This window comes from Archangium lipolyticum, from assembly GCF_024623785.1.
In the GTDB taxonomy this organism is placed as follows: Bacteria; Myxococcota; Myxococcia; order Myxococcales; family Myxococcaceae; genus Archangium; species Archangium lipolyticum.
This window is the reverse complement of the sequence record NZ_JANKBZ010000014.1, coordinates 231,646-247,626: the sequence shown is the minus strand read 5'-3', so window position 1 is coordinate 247,626 and position 15,981 is coordinate 231,646. Positions and strand designations below refer to the sequence as shown.

The following is a 15,981-nucleotide window of genomic DNA, read 5'->3' as shown; positions in this document are numbered from 1 at the left end:
CCTGTCGGAGCCCTCTGTAATCCTCGGGCCAGTCCCCTTACCGGAGGTGCGGCGTGTCCACACGTCTTGTTGGTTGGCGCCCGGCAGGCACGCGGCAGCGCCCCTGGTTGGGTGCTTGGGCTCTCATCGTCCTCTTCCTCCAGACGGCGTGCGCCACGGGTGTTCCTCGGGGCGGTCTGCTGGTGGGGTCGTCCTACCGGCCATCGATACCCCGTTTCCATGAGGACGCCCGGCCTCCCACGGAGGAGGCGGGGGCGGGTGAGGCCGCGGACGAGCTGGTCCGACTCTCCCTGCCCACCCGATTCAGGGCGGTGCAGGTGAGCGACTTCGAGCTCAACGAAGCCCTCGCCACCCTGGTGCTGAACATGCCGCTGCGGGTGGCTGGCTCCCACTTTCCGCTCTACCTCCACCGGAAGCTGGCGCTGGCCTCCGTCCCGCTCACGGGCGAGGAGTGGCGCACGCCCCTGGCGCGGTCCTACGGGAGCTTCTGCGAGCGGCAAGGTACGCCGGGCGACTGCCTCGGGTTGTTCAAGGACGGGCCGGGCCTGGATGGCGAGGACAAGCGCGACCTCGCCCTGGCGCTCTCCGTGAACGCGGCGCTGGAGTCCCGGGACGCGGAGCTGCGCGGCATGTTCTCCACGACTCAGCTCTGGACGACGCTGAGCCTCACCATCATCGGATATCTCGCCTTGGTTTCGGCACCCGAGCCCGTTTCTAAAGGCGTCGCTGCTGCACTGGCCTTGCTCATGTGGGGCTACCTGGGCTGGGAGCTCTTCGACCTGGTGCGGGCCTACTTCCAGTTGTGGGAGGAGGCGGCGGAGGCCAGCACGTTCGCGGAGCTGCGCGAGGCGGGAGACCGCTTCGGCAAGGTCATCGGGCCCAACAGCGTGCGGATTCTCCTCCTGCTGGGCACTGCGGCGGTGGGTGAGACGGCGGCGCTGGTGTCCAAGGCCCCGAAGCTGCCGGGCTTCGCGAAAGCGGCCGGTGCGCTCGAGTCCCATGCCGGCATCCGAGACGTGCTCACGGCCGTGCAGGAAGCGGACAAGGTGAAGGTCGCCGTGGCCGAGGGCACCTTCAGTGTCGTCCTGCCCGCCAATGTCGTGAGCATGGCCGCGAGGGGCGCTCCGGCGGGAGCTCCGGCACGTACAGCTCCCTCGAAGAGGAAGCCGGACGTCCACCACATCGCCACCATCGAAAACGAGAAGTCCACCTTGCGTGGCGGTCCCTGGACGCAGCGGTTCAAGAAGATTTTCGACAAGGCCGGCATGTCGATGGAGGACCCGGCCAACAAGGTCCCCGTTGTTGGCCACAAGGGGCCACATCCGGAGGAATACCATCAAATCGTCCATGAAGAGTTGTATAGGGCGACGGAAAGCTGCCCCGACAAACAGGCGTGTGCGCGAGCGTTGAGACAGGCGCTCCAGAAGTTGGCGGAGGAGATTCTCACTGAGGGCAGCAGGCTCAACAGGCTGCTAACCAAAGGGGCAGCACCCTAGAACGCCGAATGGTTTGATGGACCTTTCCTCAAGGAAAACAGTCACTTGGCGCGATACCGACACTGTGTATGTCATTGCAAACGGCTGGAATTATTGAGGTTTCTATCAAACCGGTCGGTGCTCTAGGAGCCCTTCATGGCGAAGCGGTATTTCAGGCTGTTGGACGATCTCCATATCCCGGGCCGCTGGGAGTTGGATGATCCCGTGGATCAGCGGGGACAGGCGCTCCGGACCTGGCTGCTCGCACGAGGCGAGTCTGCTCACGTCGAAGGAAGAATTCGGATCCCCCTCTACGTCCCCGGTAGGTCGCTGGACTTCTCCCTGTTGGCTGGTGCTCCCATCCCCGTGGTCCGTGCCAGCGTGGCAGCCGTGTTCTCCGAGCTGGCTCCCGACGATGTGCAGCTCATTCCGGTGGACGTGGACGGGCAGACCGAACCCTATGTCCTCCTGAACATCACACGCGTCGTGAAGTGCATCGACGACGAGGCTTCCGACGAGGTGCGCTACTGGAAACTGGAGGATGGGCAACCAGAAAAGCTCGGACAGTATCGGTCCGTCATCGGAATGCGCATCGACCCCTCGAAAGTGGGCAATGCCAGGGTGTTCCGCACCTGGGGCTGGGAGTTGGCCATCGTTGTGTCCGAGACCATCAAGGACGCACTGGAGCGCATGGGGGCCACGGGGACGAAGTTCCAAGAGGTGACCGGCCAGAGCACCATCAATGCGGAGGAGCGAGCGCGGGACCGGAAGAGCCGCGAGCTGCTGGAAACGGCGGCCACCGCTCGTGAAACGGCCTGGCGCACCCTGGGGTCGCTGGACAAGGAGGTCTTCATGCCCATCGCCATGAGCGGCTCATGGCCGGGCCACCGGCAGCTCTGGCGCGTCATCCGTCGCGAGGCAGGACGTACGCTGCTTGTCACGCACGGGCTCTCGGACCCGTTCATCGAGCGCCTGGAGCCCTCCGTGGGCTTTGGCCTGGAGCTCGCCCTGGAAGTGGACGCGGCCGTGAAGGACATCTCGAAGGGGTGGCCCCTGATGCTGCTGGACCGTGTGGCGGATGAAGTCGCCGAGCACGAGCATGTACGCGAGGGGGTGACGGCGGGCCTTTTTTCCATGGAGGTGTCGGGGAAGGGCCTGCCCAAGTCTCTCGTCACCGAGGAGGGTAGGGCGGCCGTGCTGCTGGGCGTGGCGTCACGCACGCTGCCGAGTCACTTCTCCACCCCGTATGGGGAGGTGAAGCTCGTCACCGCCAAGGCGCTGCTGCCTTCGGAGTTGGCGTACCTGCTGGAGCATGGCGCGGAGGGCCAGGCCGAACTGGCACGGCGCTTCGTGGCGAGCGGCGAGGAGCACCTGTCGCGTCTCAGAAGGATGCCCGTGGCGTAGTACGGAGCGGCGGTAGCTCCGGGCTGGGCTGCTGTGCGCTCCTCAAGGCCAAAAAAGGCCGGGGGGCGCAAAGGCCTCCACCGGCGTGGAGCCGCAGGAGAACGGGGGCGAGCGTCAGGCTGCGTGCATCGTCCGTCCTGTGGCACCGTAGGGGCGCGCAGGCTCAACCCTTGGTACCAAATAGGTACCAAATCGGGCGAACGGCTCCGAACTCGTCCGGACACTGGGGGCAAAAGAAAACCCCGGAATCACTTGGGAAAGTGACTCCGGGGCCTTGGCCAGGGTCGGACTTGAACCGACTACCTGCGGATTATGAGACCGCCGCTCTAACCAGGTGAGCTACCTGGCCAAAAAGTGCGCCCTCTCATAGCGGTACCGGCGTCCCACTGCAAGAGGATAGGTGAGCCGATGCGAGCCTGGATGCTCCACGGGCGGTTCGCCTCGTACAGGAGCAGGTGTCCCGGGCTCGTACTCGGACGCTTCGGGGAGGGAAACACCGCTCCGCACCTCCCTAGTCCCAGGGAAGCACGCGGCATGGCGGATCCGGTGTGGCGGAAAAGGTGTCCTCGGCGAACGGGGCCTCGAGGGCCGGGTCCGGAGCTTCGAGGAGATTCCGCTGCCCGGGTTGGAGGAGGGCTGGCGGAGGGCCGACGCGCCGCTCCCCGTGGCGGCGCTTCTCGGCAAGACCGAGCGGGGGCTCGGGGTGGGCACCGGCTGAGACGGAACATGCCGGAGACGTACGGTCCAGGGCTCCGGGCGGCGCAGCCGGTGCGCCGCTTCACTTCAGGATGCGCGAGGCAACTTGCGGCGGCCTATTCCATCCTCCGCGTCGTCCGACTCGTAATAGAGGGTTGCCCCTCCCTCGTCGTAGACGACCAGAACGCGCTCGCTCTGATCCAACAGGCCCGTGGCGGCTGCGGCCGCCTCTCGGACCAACGCGTCGATCTTCGCGGGACGCTTCCGGGTGTTGCCTGTACGCACTGACGCACTGGGCATGGTGGGAGCTGACTCCTTGAGCCCTCACGTACAGCGTGGGGGGGAGGGGTGCTATAGCCAACGGGAGACTTCGTTGACAAGCGCTTGACAGACCCCCACCGGTGGCGAGGTAAGGAATCGTCATGAATCGTCGCTTCCTCCCGTGGCTCCTGTTCACTCTGTGTCTGTCCGTGTCCGCCTCGGCCCAGACGCGGAGTCCATCCCCGTCGGCGTCGTCCACTCCGCCCTGGCTGCCCCGGAGTGCCTTCCTGGGCACCTATCTCCGCGAGCACGAGGAGCAGCTGGCCGTCCTCCCCGAGGTGCGCGTGCAGTGGGAGCTGGTGTTCTACCAGGGCTACAGGGATGTGCTCGCCCTGCTCATCGAGCCCATGGCCGCCTTCGCCGCGGTCAAGCCGGACACCGTCGTCGAGGGCTCCTCCGTTCCCATGACGTCGCTCCAGCTCTACTCGCTGGTGCTGGGCGTGGGGTACCGCAGCCGGAGCTCGTCCGGCCTGGAGTGGGGCTTCCAACTGGGCACCGGCCCCGCCTGGTACGGTGCTCGCTTCAGCGGGGGCTCCAAGGCGCGGGAGTCCTACTTCGTGGGGCTGCTGGATGGTCGTGCGCAGATAGGCTACCGCTTCGGTCCTGTCTCCCTGGGCGTGGCGGTAGGTTATGGTGACATCTACAACTACAGGCGGACGAGCCTGGCCCGTCCTTATACGGGCGGTCCCCAAGTCGGGCTGTACGCGGACTGGCGCTAGGCGCCTCTGGACCCCGACCCCCCGGGTGGGGTGAAGTGCGTACCGAATGGTCGAGCTTCTCAGCCTCCACATCAGCCGCTTCCAGCGCGAGCGGGCGGAGTACGAGCGTGCGCTGCCGCCGGCGTTGCTCGTGTTCTCGCCCATGCCGGTCCTGGCGCAGGGGCCCGCTGACGAGGACGAGGAGCATCACCACTTCCGCACGCTCACCAACGTGTCCACGCCGATGTTGGGGGTGGGCGAGTCCATCGTCTTCCCCGTCATCAAGAATCAAGAGAACGCGTTCGGCCGCGGCATCACCGTGGGGCGGACGGGGAACAACGACGTGGTGCTCGACGATGGCACCGTGTCGCGCTTCCACGCGTGGTTCCAGCGCGAGCCCGATGGCCGTTTCGTCCTCACGGACGCGGGCTCGAAGAACGGCTCCTTCGTGGGCGGGGTGCGGTTGACCCCCCGGCGACCGTCCCCGTTGGCGGACGGAACCCGCCTGCGCTTCGGCCAGGTAGAGGTCACCTTCTACCTGGCGAGCGGCTTCACCAAGGTGCTCGCGCGGCGGCTGGGGCCGTGATCTTGTCAGCCCTTCCACGGGCTTCGTAACGTGTGATTCACCCCTCTCAGGGAACAGGGAGCGTTCGCGGTGCCATTGACGACAGAGGCGTTCGGCCTGACCGACGTAGGCCGGAAGCGGCAGCACAATGAAGACTCGATGCTCGTGGACGCCTCGCTCGGCCTGTTCATCGTGGCCGACGGTATGGGAGGCCATGCGGCCGGAGAGGTGGCCAGCGCCCGAGCCACCGAGGTCGTGCGCCAGCACATGGCCTCCAACCGGCACCTGCTCAAGGACCTGAGCACCAACCCCAGCCAGGACAGCCGCAACGCGGCCCAGGCCCTGATGGAGGTGGCCATCCAGCGCGCCTGCGCGGACATCTTCCGCATGGCCCTGTCGGATCCGAGCAAGCGCGGCATGGGCACCACCTTCGTGTGCCTGGCCGTCAGCGGCAACAAGGGCGTCATCGGCCACGTGGGTGACAGCCGCGTCTACCTGGTCCGCCACGGCCAGTGCCACCGGCTCACCGAGGATCACACCCTGGTGGCCGCCCAGCTCAAGGCCGGCACCATCACCAAGGATCAGGCCGCCACCTCGCAGTACCGCAACGTGATCACCCGCGCGGTGGGCATCCAGGAGTCCGTCCAGGTCGACACCCTCATCGTCGACCTCTTCCCGGGCGACCTCTTCCTGCTGTGCTCGGACGGCCTGCACGGCTATCTGGACGACGACGAGGTGCTCCCGCTCGTCCAGGGCATGGCGCCGCCGGAGCTGCCCAAGAAGTTCGTGGACCTCGCCAACGAGCGCGGAGGCAAGGACAACATCACCGCGGTGGTGGTGAAGGTCTCCGGCGAGGGGACGGTGGAGGCGGAGACCTCCGAGGCGCAGAGCCGCATGGAGGCGCTGCGCAAGATTCCGCTCTTCCGCCACCTCACCTACAAGGAGCAGACGGCGGTGCTGTCCATCGCCACCACGCGCACCTTCCCGGCGGGCAGGGAGATCGTCGTGGAGGGCCAGCCAGGCGAGGAGCTCTTCGTGGTCATCCGCGGCCGGGTGGTCATCGAGAAGAGCGGGGTGGAGATCGCCGAGCTGCGGCCCGGCGGGCACTTCGGCGAGATGGGCCTCATCGACAACGCCCCCCGCTCGGCCACCGTGCGGGCGGTCGAGCCCACGCGCACCATGGTCATCTCACGCTCGGATCTGATGGGACTCATGAAACGGGAGTCCATCCTGGCGGTGAAGATGCTCTGGAGCTTCGTCCAGGTGCTGTCGGACCGGCTGCGGGCCACCAACTCGGAGCTGAGCGAGGCCCGGCAGGAGCTGGCGGTGGCGCAGGCCATCCAGCCTTTCGCCGAGGAGTGAGCCTTCCGTCCGCCCGGAAGACGTCGGGCGGACGACTTGGTGGAATGAACGGCCAAGAATGTCGGTTGGCAGGCCGGTCGCGGGGGTAACGTCCCGCTCCGTCCGATGCGCAAATGGCTCGTCATAGGGGCGGCATCCGCCCTGGTCGTCGTGGCGGTGGCGGTGCTGTGGCCTCGGGGCACGCCACCTCCGCTGTCGGTCTCCGCCGTGGATGCGTCCGCGGTGCGTGCTCTCCCCGAGTTCGAGTCGGTGGAGGTGTCCTCCGGTACCGCCGAGGGTCTCACCCTCACCGGGCGGGTGCTGGACTCCGCCGGCAGGCCCGTGGCGGGGGCGGAGGTCTTCCTCGCCGCGAGCGCGCAGAAGACGCTCACCTCGGTGCGCTGTGACGAGTGCGGGCAGGCGCTGCTGGCCTGTGAGGCCCGGGAGAGCGGCCTGCACGCGCTGGCCTTCTTCGAGCAGGCGCGGGGTTTCCTCCAACCGAAGGCCACCGCGCGCACGGACGCGCAGGGGCGCTTCCGCTTCGAGCACCTGGCCGGAGTGTCCTTCTCCGTGTGGGCCCGGGCGGAGGGCTTCGGCGCGGCCATGCGTGAGCGCGCGGCCCCGGGCGAGCCGGTGGACCTGTACCTGCCTCCGCTGCGGAGCATCGTCGGGCAGGTGGTGGACGACGCGGGCCGGCCGCTGCCGGGGGCTCGCGTGCACGCGGTGTCGCGCAAGGTGCCCCTACAGTCCGAGGCGGTGGCGGGGCCGGGTGGCTCCTTCACCCTGTCCGGGCTGGGCGAGGGGCCCTTCTACGTGCTGGCCACCGCGCCCGGCTTCCTCCCGGCGGTGGAGTCGCAGGTGGAGGCGGGACCCCAGCCGGTGCGGCTGCGGCTGGAGCCCTCGCGGACGCTGGAGGTGCGCGTCACCCGGAATGGGGCGCCCATGGCGGCCACGGTGCGGCTGAAGGCGGACCACCTGGCGCGGGAGGCTCGCGCCGAGAGCGGAGTGGCGCGCTTCGAGGGCCTGTACCCGGACGAGCTGGTGGTGACGGCCGAGGCCGGGAAGCTGGGCGCCACGCCGCGCACCCTCACGCTGAGCGAGCGCCTCACGCAGGTGACGCTCGAGTTGGAGGAGGCGGGCACGCTGCTCGTCACCGTGGTGGACGAGGCGGGGCAACCGGTGCCCTCGCCGGAGCTGGTGCTGCGCTCCACGCGGGGCCAGGCCCTGCAGTCGCAGAAGCCCTCCACGGGCGAGCTGGTGCAGTTCGGCCCGGTGGCCGTGGGGGACTACGTGCTGGAGGGCCGCGCGAAGGGCTTCAAGGACGCGCAGCTGCCGGCGAAGGTGAAGCCGGGCGAGACGGAGCTGGAGCTGGAGCTGGCTCGGGCCACGATGATCTCCGGGCAGGTGCTGGACCAGTACGACCGGCCCGCGCCCAACGTGTCGGTGCTGGTGCAGCCCACGGGCGACACGGTGCTGGCGGACGCGGACGGCCACTTCACGGCGGCGGTGCCCACGCCAGGCCTGTACGAGCTGCACGCGCACCACTCCGAGTGGGGTGGCGGGCAGGTGAAGGTGACGGCTCCGGCCGAGGGCGTGAGGCTGGGGCTGGAGCCCCGGGCGGCGCTCGAGGTGACGGTGATGTCGGAGGGGCGCCGGGTGGAGGGGGCGGACGTGCTGTTGTGGTTGGACACCGAGGGCGTCTTCCGCAGCGACAGCTCCTCCGGGCCGGATGGCATGGTGCCCATGCGCGGGCTGCCGGAGGGGACGTACTTGATGGTGGCCACGCACCGGGACTACCTGGCCTCGGAGCCGCGGAAGGTGACGGTGGTGGATGGGCAGACACAGAAGGAGACGGTGTCGCTCGCGCCCGGGGCGTCAATCCGCGGCGAGGTGGTGGACACGCGGGGCGCTCCGGTGGCGGGAGCCTCGGTGGCGGTGCTGCCGCGCACGGCCGAGCCGGTGACGGCGGATGCCCAGGGGCGCTTCGAGGTGCGCGCGCTGAAGCCCGGACGTCCCTACCTGGTGGAGGCTCGGCACCCGGGATACGACCAGCGGGAGCACCAACAGACCACGGCCGGGGGCGATCCGGTGCGGGTGGTGCTGGAGGCGCGGACGACGTTCCGTGGCCGGGTGGTGGCCGAGGACGGCTCGCCGGTGAAGCGCTACCGGCTGGATGAGCACGACGTGACGAGCGCGGACGGACGTTTCGAGCTGGCACTGCCCACGGCGGGAGACCGGGTCATCGTGGCGGTGGAGGCGCCGGGCTTCGAGCCGTTGATGGTGGACAAGCCGGTGCAGCCGGACCTGGGCGACCTGGTGTTGGAGCGGGCGCCGTCCGTGACGGGACTGGTGCGGGAGGAGGGTGGCGGGCCGGTGGCGGACGCGGTGGTGGGGTGTGATGCGTGTGAGGAGTCGGTGATGACGGGGCCGGACGGGCGCTTCACGCTGCCGGGTCCGTCCTTCGTGGCGAAGTTCACCGTATCGGCGCGCAAGGGGCGGTTGAGTGCATCGGCGCAGGCGTCGAGCGAGGGAATGGCGCCGGTGGAGCTGGTGCTGAAGCCGGCCACGCGGATCCACGGAGCGGTGTACCTGCCGAACGGGACGCCGGCGGCGGGCTTCCAACTGGAGGGAGTGAACGCGGACCGGGGCGAGCCCATCAGCATCGTCACGGGGCCGGACGGGCGCTACAGCGTGGACGTGCCGCCGGGCAACTACCGCTTCGCGCTGGGCGCGGCGCGCGAGTTCTCCGGAGAGCCAGCGCTGGTGGTGCGGGTGTCAGGAGGGGAGCAGCGGCTGGACTTCGGACCGGCGCCGGGGTCGGCGTCGCTGACGGTGCAACTCAAGCCCGAGCGGGGCAAGGCGCTGTGGGTGGTGGCCGGGGACCTGGGAGCGGTGGGCAACCCGCCGAGGGAGCTGATGCGGGCCAGCTACGGCCAACTCCTCTACCAGCCGACAGGAGATCGAGTAACCCTGCAGGGGCTGCCGCCGGGGCGCTACACAGTGGTGTGGGGACACTTCCACATGGAGTCAGCGGAGCCGCCAGTCGTACGCCCGGTCCAACTCCCGGCCTCGGGAGACCTGGTGTTGGATCCGTGAATGCCCCCTCTCCCTCTGGGAGAGGGCTGGGGTGAGGGTAACTCGACCCGAGCCCCCACTGTGGTTGCGAGCCCGTCCCCGCGCGCGTAAGGAAGCCTGCATGGAAGCTTCGGCTCTGCAGGGGCGTCGGGTGATCGTCGGCGTCGGAGGCGGCATCGCGGCGTACAAGGCGTGCGAGCTGGTGCGCGAGCTGGTGCGCGCCGGTGCGCAGGTGCGCGTGGCGATGACGTCGGCGGCGAAGGAGTTCGTCACGCCGCTCACCTTCCAGGCGCTCAGCGGGCACCCGGTGCTGACGGACTACTTCGACCCCTCGCAGGAGGGGAACTTCGGGCACCTGGATCTGGCGCGCTGGGCGGAGCTCTACGTGGTGGCGCCAGCGACGGCGGATCTGCTGGCGCGCATCCGAGCGGGGATGGGGAACGACACGGTGACGACGTCGCTGCTGGCGTTCAAGGGGCCGGTGCTGGTGGCGCCCGCGATGAACGTGGCCATGTGGGAGAACGAGCGGACGCGGGAGAACGTGGAGGCGCTGATCGCCTCACCGCGATTCCACATGGTGGGGCCGGGAGCGGGGCTGCTCGCATGCGGGGACGTGGGGTCGGGGAGGCTGGCGGAGGTGCGGGACATCGTGGAGGCGGCGGCGAGGCTCTTCGCGGCGGGACCGCTGGCGGGACGGCGGGTGCTGATCACCGCGGGCCCCACGCGCGAGTACCTGGATCCAGTGCGGTTCATCTCCAACCCGTCGACGGGGAAGATGGGGCTGGCGCTGGCGGAGGAGGCGAGGGCGCTGGGGGCCCGGGTGACGGTGGTGCTGGGCCCGGTGGGGGAGGTGGCGCGGAGCGGCTACGAGGTGGTGGACGTGGTGAGCGCGGAGGACATGGCGCGCGAGGTGCTGGCGAGGGTGGCGGAGGTGGACTGCTTCATCGCGTCGGCGGCGGTGAGTGACTGGAAGCCGCAGACACGCGAGGCGCAGAAGGTGAAGAAGTCGGAGGGGCCGGAGACGCTGACGCTGGTGCGCACGCCGGACGTACTGGCCGAGGCTTCTCGCCGGGTGTCGGGGAAGGCGCGACGGCCGGTGCTGGTGGGGTTCGCGGCGGAGACGCAGCGGGTGGTGGAGTACGCGCGCGAGAAGCTGGAGCGCAAGGGGCTGGACGCGATCGTGGCCAACGACGTGACGGCGCCGGGAGCGGGCTTCGGCGTGGACACGAACCGGGTGTCCGTGCTGACGCGGGATGGCCAGCAACGCGAGCTGTCCGGGACGAAGCGGGAGGTGGCGCGCGCCATCCTGGAGCTCGTGAAGACACTTCTCCCGAAGTGAAACCTGTCCCGGGATGTAGTTTTTGAATGTCACCATCGTGTTTCCTCACCTCGACTCCTCAGGTGGGGAACATGCTCCCTCTCCAACGCGTGGGCTCGGATGCTATAGGGGTGCTTTTCAATCCCAAGGAGCCTCGAATGCGTATGCGTTGGTGTGTCCTCCTGCTGGTTCCGTTGGTCGGCTGCGTCTCTCAGAAGGCGTTTGATTCGAAGTCGGCGGAGGCGAGCTCCCTCCAACAGCGGTACAACGAGGAAGCGGAGCGGGCGAAGGCGCTGGAGCAGAAGCTCTCCGAGGCGGAGAAGGAGAGGGAGGAGCTGGAGTCCTCGCTCGCTCAAAGTGACGCGGAGCGCCGTGCGCTGCGCAAGCGCGTGGACGAGCTGGCGGCGCTCAACCAGGAGCTGTCCCGGAGCACCGAGAAGCTCGCCGCGGCCAAGGAGGCGCTCGAGAAGAAGTCCAACGAGTACGAGAACCTCGCCAAGAGCCTCAAGGATGAGATCAAGGCCGGGAAGATCGAGCTGTCCGAGCTCAAGGGCCGCATGGTGGTGAAGATGAAGGACAAGATCCTCTTCTCCTCCGGCAGCACGAAGCTCAACAAGGAGGGCCAGGCGGCGCTGGAGAAGGTGGCACAGGCGCTCAAGGACGTGGAGGGGAAGCTCATCCGCGTCGAGGGCCACACGGACAACGTGCCGGTGGACTCGAAGGGTGAGTTCGCCTCGAACTGGGAGCTGTCCACCACCCGCGCGCTCGTGGTCGTGCAGCTCCTCCAGGAGCAGGGCGTTCCGCCCACGATGCTCTCCGCGCTCGGCTATGGCGAGTACCAGCCCATCGCCTCCAACCAGACGGCGGATGGACGCAGCCTGAACCGGCGCATCGAGATCGTCCTCGCGCCCGCCGAGCAGGCTCCGTCCGCGGTGGTGGCCGCCTCGGTGAAGAAGGCGGCCCCGGCGCCGGCTCCCGCCGTCAAGCCCGCCGCCGCGAAGAAGAAGTAGCCCGGCACCTCACGGGCAGGTCTGGCCCGCGCTCGAGGCGCGGGCCGGACCGTCCAGGCATCAATGCCGGACCGCTCGAATCACAGCGTATTGCCAGCGGACACCACCTCGGTGAGCGCGCACGGAACGTTGTTGGCCAGCGTGGTGCAGGTCGACGGCTGCGCCGGAGTCCACGTCGTCGCGTTGAGCTTGATCGCCGCCTGCGCGCGCTGACGGTAGACACCCGCGGCGTAGGCCGTCGGGGCCGCCGTCTGCCCGCCGAAGTCGGTGTTCGTCTCGGGCCAGCAGCTGCGGCTGCCCGGCACGGCCGTCCAGGTGACGGTGCCCGTGCTGCTCACCGACCTCTTCTCCACGATCGAGCACACATAGATGATCGGATAATCCTGGTCGCAGTCCCAGACGGACGCCTGCGCGCTGATCATGTTCGCGTACGGACCGCTGTCGTACTTGTAGGGATTGGTCGCCTCGACGACGCACGTCGTCCCCGAAATGGGCTTCGTCACCTTCGCCTCGAGCTGCGCGATCTCGGCTCCGCTCCCGGTCTGCTCCGCGCCATCCTGGCCGGGACCGCACGCGCTGAAAGCGATTGCAAACACTGCGAGGCCACACGTCTTGAGCTTGCTCATGGTCGTTCTTGTTGGGGGTCGATGTTGGAGGTGCAATCGAGCAACGGTCAGCCCCAAGACGCCCATTTTCTCAGGATCTGGGGATAACCGTGATTAACGCGAAAAGACCGTAACTCAACTCTTCGCGCCCGTCTACCCGTCTCGCGGTTCGCACTCGGGCTGCCCTCTGTGAATTTCCGCCGTGGCGCTGTACTCGCCCCTGGGGTAAGCGTACGAACGCCCTACCCGGTAGGCGGTTGAACCGAGTCCCCTGTACCCATAAACCCATGGCCACCGTGAGCGAAGCCCCCGAGACCTCGCAGGAGTTGAGCGAAGTGCTGGAGGACCTGCGCCGCCACCTTCTCTGGCAGGAGGAGGACGGTGGGCGGGTACTTCAGGTGGACGCACGTCTGGCCGCCGAGTTGAGAGGCGCGGGTCTTCCGCGTCCCCAGGCCCTGGCGCGCCCGCCGGCCGCGAAGGCCGCACCGCCTGCGCAGCCAGTGCCCGCGCCACAGCCAGCCCAGGCCCCGAGAGCCCCAGCTCCGGAGCCCGAGCGCCCCATGGCCGCGCGCCCGGCGATGCCCCGGGCGGCGCCCTCGCCGGAGATGCTCCTCGAGGTTCCTCCTCAGTCGCGGCCGATCGCGGGCGCGCTGCCGGGGGTGGTGGAAGGCGAGCGGCCGACGCTGGATCAGATCCGCCGCGAGCTGGGGGACTGCCGCCGCTGCAAGCTGTGCACCGGGCGCAAGAACATCGTCTTCGGCTCGGGCAACCCGCGGGCGGAGCTGGTCTTCGTGGGCGAGGGCCCTGGGGCGGATGAGGACGTGCAGGGAGTGCCCTTCGTGGGAGCGGCGGGCCAGCTGCTGACGAAGATGATCGAGGCGATGGGCTACAACCGCGACCTGGTCTACATCTGCAACGTGGTGAAGTGCCGGCCGCCGGGCAACCGCAATCCCGAGCCGGACGAGGTGACGGCGTGCGAGCCGTTCCTGCGCGCGCAGCTCAGGGCGGTGCAGCCCAAGGCGATCGTCGCGCTGGGCAAGTTCGCGGCGCAGACGCTGCTGCGGGACACCACGCCCATCACCCGGCTGCGGGGCCAGTGGCGCGAGTACGAGGGCATCAAGCTGATGCCTACCTTCCACCCGGCCTACCTGCTGCGCCAACCGGCGGAGAAGAAGAAGGCGTGGGAGGATCTGCAACAGGTGATGAAGTTCTTCGGCAAGCAACCCGGGCAGCGAGGCTGACCGGGGAGTCCCTGGGAGGGGGCTACGGATGAAGGGAGTCCTCGAGACGCAGGAGATGCACTCACCGGCGCTGGAGTCCAACCCGTTGGGGGACCCGGCGCGGCGGCAACTGACGGTGTACCTGCCCCCCGGCTACGGAGAGGGCGCGCGCCGCTATCCGGTGGTGTATTTCCTCAACGCGTTCTCCAACAGCGGCAAGTCGTGGACGAACTTCTCGGCGTTCTCGGTGAGTGTCCCCGAGCGCCTGGACGCGCTCGTCGCGGCGGGCACGATTCCGCCGGTCATCGGCGTGTTCCCGGACGGCTGGACGTCGCTGGGCGGCAGCCAATGGGTGAACAGCGACGCGATCGGCCGCTACCGGGACTTCCTGGCCAAGGACGTGGTGGGCTTCGTGGACCGCACGTACCGCACGCTGCCCAAGCCGGCGGCACGCGCGGTGGTGGGGCACAGCTCGGGCGGGTACGGCGCGCTGGTGATGGGCCGCTACCACCCGGAGATCTTCTCGCACCTGAGCGCCCAGTCGCCGGACGCCTACTTCGAGTACTGCTACCTGCCGGATCTCCCCAAGGTGGCCACGGCGCTGCTCAAGGCGGGGGGGGTGGAGGCGTGGTACCAGGACTTCGTCCGGCGCGCTCGCGACACCAAGGCCCGCGGCGATGACTTCACCGTCATCAACGGGCTGGCCATGGCCGCGGCGTACTCGCCGAAGAAGGGCGAGCCGCTCAACCTGGAGCTGCCCTTCGATCAGCAGACGGGCCGTCTGAAGCTGGAGGTGTGGAACCGCTGGCTGGTGCACGACCCGGTGCGCTTCGTGCCCAAGTTCGTGGACGCGTTCCGCAAGCTGAAGACCGTCTTCATCGACTGCGGCTCCCGCGACGAGTTCAACCTGCGCTGGGGCGCCCGGATGATCGCCGAGGATCTCAAGCCCAGTGGCGTCGAGCTCGTTCACGAGGAGTTCGAGGACGGGCACACGGGCGTCAACTACCGCTTCGAGCGCTCGCTGGCGGTGCTCGGCCCGAGGCTCGCGCTCGAGTAACGGACGGACCGTGATGACGCGGGGCGTTGTCCCCGCACTCGTGCCCTCGCCGTGACGTCCTGGTGACGATGCCTCTGGCGCTCCAACGTTCGCCCGGGTAGAGGCTACCCGTGCATTCGCGCGGGTGGGGACCATGCGCACCCGCGGCCTGGAGACAGAGCCATGAGTATCGACCGCTACGGACTGTCCCGCGTCGTCGGGGAGAAGGGTGTACTGCCCCAGCGGGCGCGCAAGCTGGACCCGTCGCTGCCCTGCCGGGAGGCCGAGCTCCTCATCGACGTGGAGAGCCTCAACATCGACGCCGCCTCGTTCAAGCAGATCAAGGACGAGGTGGGCGCGGAGCCGGCCCGCATCGCCGCGCGCGTGCAGGAGATCGTCCGCGAGCGGGGCAAGATGCAGAACCCGGTGACGGGCTCGGGCGGCATGCTCATCGGCCGGGTGAAGGAGATCGGTCCGAAGCACCCGGCGAAGGGCGAGCTCCAGCCGGGCGACCGCATCGCCACGCTGGTGAGCCTCAGCCTGACGCCGCTCGTCATCGACGAGGTGAAGGCCGTGCACCCGACCATCGACCGGGTGGACATCCGCGGCTCGGCCATCCTCTTCGCCACGGGCCTCTACGCGAAGCTGCCCTCGGACATGCCGGACACGCTGGCGCTGGCGGCGCTCGACGTGGCGGGGGCACCGGCGCTGGTGGCCCGGTGGCTGCGCCCGGGGATGACGGTGGGCGTGCTGGGCGCGGGCAAGAGCGGGGCGCTGTGCCTCGCGCAGGCCCGGCGCAGCCTGAAGGGTCAGGGCCGGCTGCTCGCACTCGACATCTCCGAGCAGGCGCTCGCCACCTTGAAGGGCATCGGGCTATGTGATGCGACCCTGAAGGTGGACGCGACCCAGGCCGTGGACGTGATGGAGGCCGTGTCGCGGGCGACGGATGGCGCGTTGTGTGATCTGGTGATCAATTGCGCCTCGGTGGGCAACACGGAGATGGCGTCCATCCTCAGCGCGAAGGATGGAGGAACGGTCATCTTCTTCTCCATGGCGACGAGCTTCACCGCGGCGGCGCTGGGCGCCGAGGGCGTGGGCAAGGACGTCACCATGGTGGTGGGCAGCGGCTACGTGCCGGGGCACGCGGACTTCACCCTGGAGCTGCTGCGCGCGGAGCCGGCCCTGCGCCGCCTCTTCGAAACGCGTTACGTATAGTA

At 68.8% G+C, this 15,981-nt stretch carries 13 protein-coding genes and 1 tRNA gene; 11 read left to right on the top strand and 3 right to left on the bottom strand.

What is annotated here, in order from left to right:
- The first annotated feature begins 53 nt into the window (after positions 1-53).
- The gene (locus NR810_RS28475; RefSeq protein ID WP_456062036.1) at positions 54-1,496 is read left to right on the top strand and encodes an AHH domain-containing protein; all 1,443 of its coding nucleotides are present in this window, start codon (positions 54-56) and stop codon (positions 1,494-1,496) included.
- Positions 1,497-1,631: 135 nt separating this feature from the next.
- A complete protein-coding gene (locus tag NR810_RS28470) occupies positions 1,632-2,879 on the top strand; it encodes an imm11 family protein (RefSeq protein WP_257457305.1) in 1,248 nt (415 codons plus the stop codon).
- A 275-nt stretch (positions 2,880-3,154) separates the two neighbouring features.
- Here the strand turns inward: NR810_RS28470 and NR810_RS28465 are convergent.
- A tRNA-Ile gene (locus tag NR810_RS28465) sits at positions 3,155-3,228 on the bottom strand.
- A 434-nt stretch (positions 3,229-3,662) separates the two neighbouring features.
- The gene (locus NR810_RS28460) at positions 3,663-3,875 is read right to left on the bottom strand and encodes a hypothetical protein (RefSeq protein ID WP_257457300.1); all 213 of its coding nucleotides are present in this window, start codon (positions 3,873-3,875) and stop codon (positions 3,663-3,665) included.
- A gap of 122 nt (positions 3,876-3,997) precedes the next feature.
- On the opposite strand from NR810_RS28460, the gene NR810_RS28455 reads away from it, so the two are divergent.
- The 6 genes from NR810_RS28455 (at position 3,998) to NR810_RS28430 (ending at position 11,903) form a co-directional block, all read left to right on the top strand.
- Positions 3,998-4,615 (top strand): hypothetical protein, encoded by a 618-nt coding sequence (locus NR810_RS28455; protein WP_257457298.1) that lies wholly within the window; start codon positions 3,998-4,000, stop codon positions 4,613-4,615.
- Between the two features lie 46 nt (positions 4,616-4,661).
- The gene (locus NR810_RS28450; protein ID WP_257457296.1) at positions 4,662-5,180 is read left to right on the top strand and encodes an FHA domain-containing protein; all 519 of its coding nucleotides are present in this window, start codon (positions 4,662-4,664) and stop codon (positions 5,178-5,180) included.
- A 69-nt stretch (positions 5,181-5,249) separates the two neighbouring features.
- Positions 5,250-6,521: a Stp1/IreP family PP2C-type Ser/Thr phosphatase gene (locus NR810_RS28445; protein WP_257457295.1), complete on the top strand. Its 1,272-nt coding sequence runs from the start codon at positions 5,250-5,252 to the stop codon at positions 6,519-6,521.
- A 105-nt stretch (positions 6,522-6,626) separates the two neighbouring features.
- Positions 6,627-9,596 (top strand): carboxypeptidase regulatory-like domain-containing protein, encoded by a 2,970-nt coding sequence (locus NR810_RS28440; protein WP_257457293.1) that lies wholly within the window; start codon positions 6,627-6,629, stop codon positions 9,594-9,596.
- A 100-nt stretch (positions 9,597-9,696) separates the two neighbouring features.
- Entirely contained in the window at positions 9,697-10,914 is a 1,218-nt protein-coding gene (gene coaBC / locus NR810_RS28435; protein ID WP_257457292.1) for a bifunctional phosphopantothenoylcysteine decarboxylase/phosphopantothenate--cysteine ligase CoaBC, read from the top strand.
- A gap of 137 nt (positions 10,915-11,051) precedes the next feature.
- The gene (locus NR810_RS28430; protein WP_257457289.1) at positions 11,052-11,903 is read left to right on the top strand and encodes an OmpA family protein; all 852 of its coding nucleotides are present in this window, start codon (positions 11,052-11,054) and stop codon (positions 11,901-11,903) included.
- 80 nt (positions 11,904-11,983) lie between these two features.
- Here the strand turns inward: NR810_RS28430 and NR810_RS28425 are convergent, their stop codons facing one another.
- The gene (locus NR810_RS28425; RefSeq protein ID WP_257457288.1) at positions 11,984-12,529 is read right to left on the bottom strand and encodes a hypothetical protein; all 546 of its coding nucleotides are present in this window, start codon (positions 12,527-12,529) and stop codon (positions 11,984-11,986) included.
- Positions 12,530-12,795: 266 nt separating this feature from the next.
- On the opposite strand from NR810_RS28425, the gene NR810_RS28420 reads away from it, so the two are divergent.
- From NR810_RS28420 to kdd, 3 genes are all read left to right on the top strand, one after another.
- The gene (locus NR810_RS28420; RefSeq protein WP_257457286.1) at positions 12,796-13,749 is read left to right on the top strand and encodes a uracil-DNA glycosylase; all 954 of its coding nucleotides are present in this window, start codon (positions 12,796-12,798) and stop codon (positions 13,747-13,749) included.
- 28 nt (positions 13,750-13,777) lie between these two features.
- A complete protein-coding gene (locus NR810_RS28415; protein ID WP_257457284.1) occupies positions 13,778-14,785 on the top strand; it encodes an alpha/beta hydrolase in 1,008 nt (335 codons plus the stop codon).
- A gap of 162 nt (positions 14,786-14,947) precedes the next feature.
- Positions 14,948-15,979 (top strand): L-erythro-3,5-diaminohexanoate dehydrogenase, encoded by a 1,032-nt coding sequence (gene kdd / locus NR810_RS28410; protein ID WP_257457282.1) that lies wholly within the window; start codon positions 14,948-14,950, stop codon positions 15,977-15,979.
- The last annotated feature ends 2 nt before the right edge of the window (positions 15,980-15,981 follow it).

Bases quoted from the DNA above. Each gene is read 5' to 3' on its own strand.
- NR810_RS28470 (WP_257457305.1), top strand. From the start codon at position 1,632: ATGGCGAAGCGGTATTTCAGGCTGTTGGACGATCTCCATATCCCGGGC.
- NR810_RS28460 (WP_257457300.1), bottom strand. From the start codon at position 3,875: ATGCCCAGTGCGTCAGTGCGTACAGGCAACACCCGGAAGCGTCCCGCG.
- NR810_RS28455 (WP_257457298.1), top strand. From the start codon at position 3,998: ATGAATCGTCGCTTCCTCCCGTGGCTCCTGTTCACTCTGTGTCTGTCC.
- NR810_RS28450 (WP_257457296.1), top strand. From the start codon at position 4,662: ATGGTCGAGCTTCTCAGCCTCCACATCAGCCGCTTCCAGCGCGAGCGG.
- NR810_RS28440 (WP_257457293.1), top strand. From the start codon at position 6,627: ATGCGCAAATGGCTCGTCATAGGGGCGGCATCCGCCCTGGTCGTCGTG.
- coaBC (WP_257457292.1), top strand. From the start codon at position 9,697: ATGGAAGCTTCGGCTCTGCAGGGGCGTCGGGTGATCGTCGGCGTCGGA.
- NR810_RS28430 (WP_257457289.1), top strand. From the start codon at position 11,052: ATGCGTATGCGTTGGTGTGTCCTCCTGCTGGTTCCGTTGGTCGGCTGC.
- NR810_RS28425 (WP_257457288.1), bottom strand. From the start codon at position 12,529: ATGAGCAAGCTCAAGACGTGTGGCCTCGCAGTGTTTGCAATCGCTTTC.
- NR810_RS28420 (WP_257457286.1), top strand. From the start codon at position 12,796: ATGGCCACCGTGAGCGAAGCCCCCGAGACCTCGCAGGAGTTGAGCGAA.
- NR810_RS28415 (WP_257457284.1), top strand. From the start codon at position 13,778: ATGAAGGGAGTCCTCGAGACGCAGGAGATGCACTCACCGGCGCTGGAG.
- kdd (WP_257457282.1), top strand. From the start codon at position 14,948: ATGAGTATCGACCGCTACGGACTGTCCCGCGTCGTCGGGGAGAAGGGT.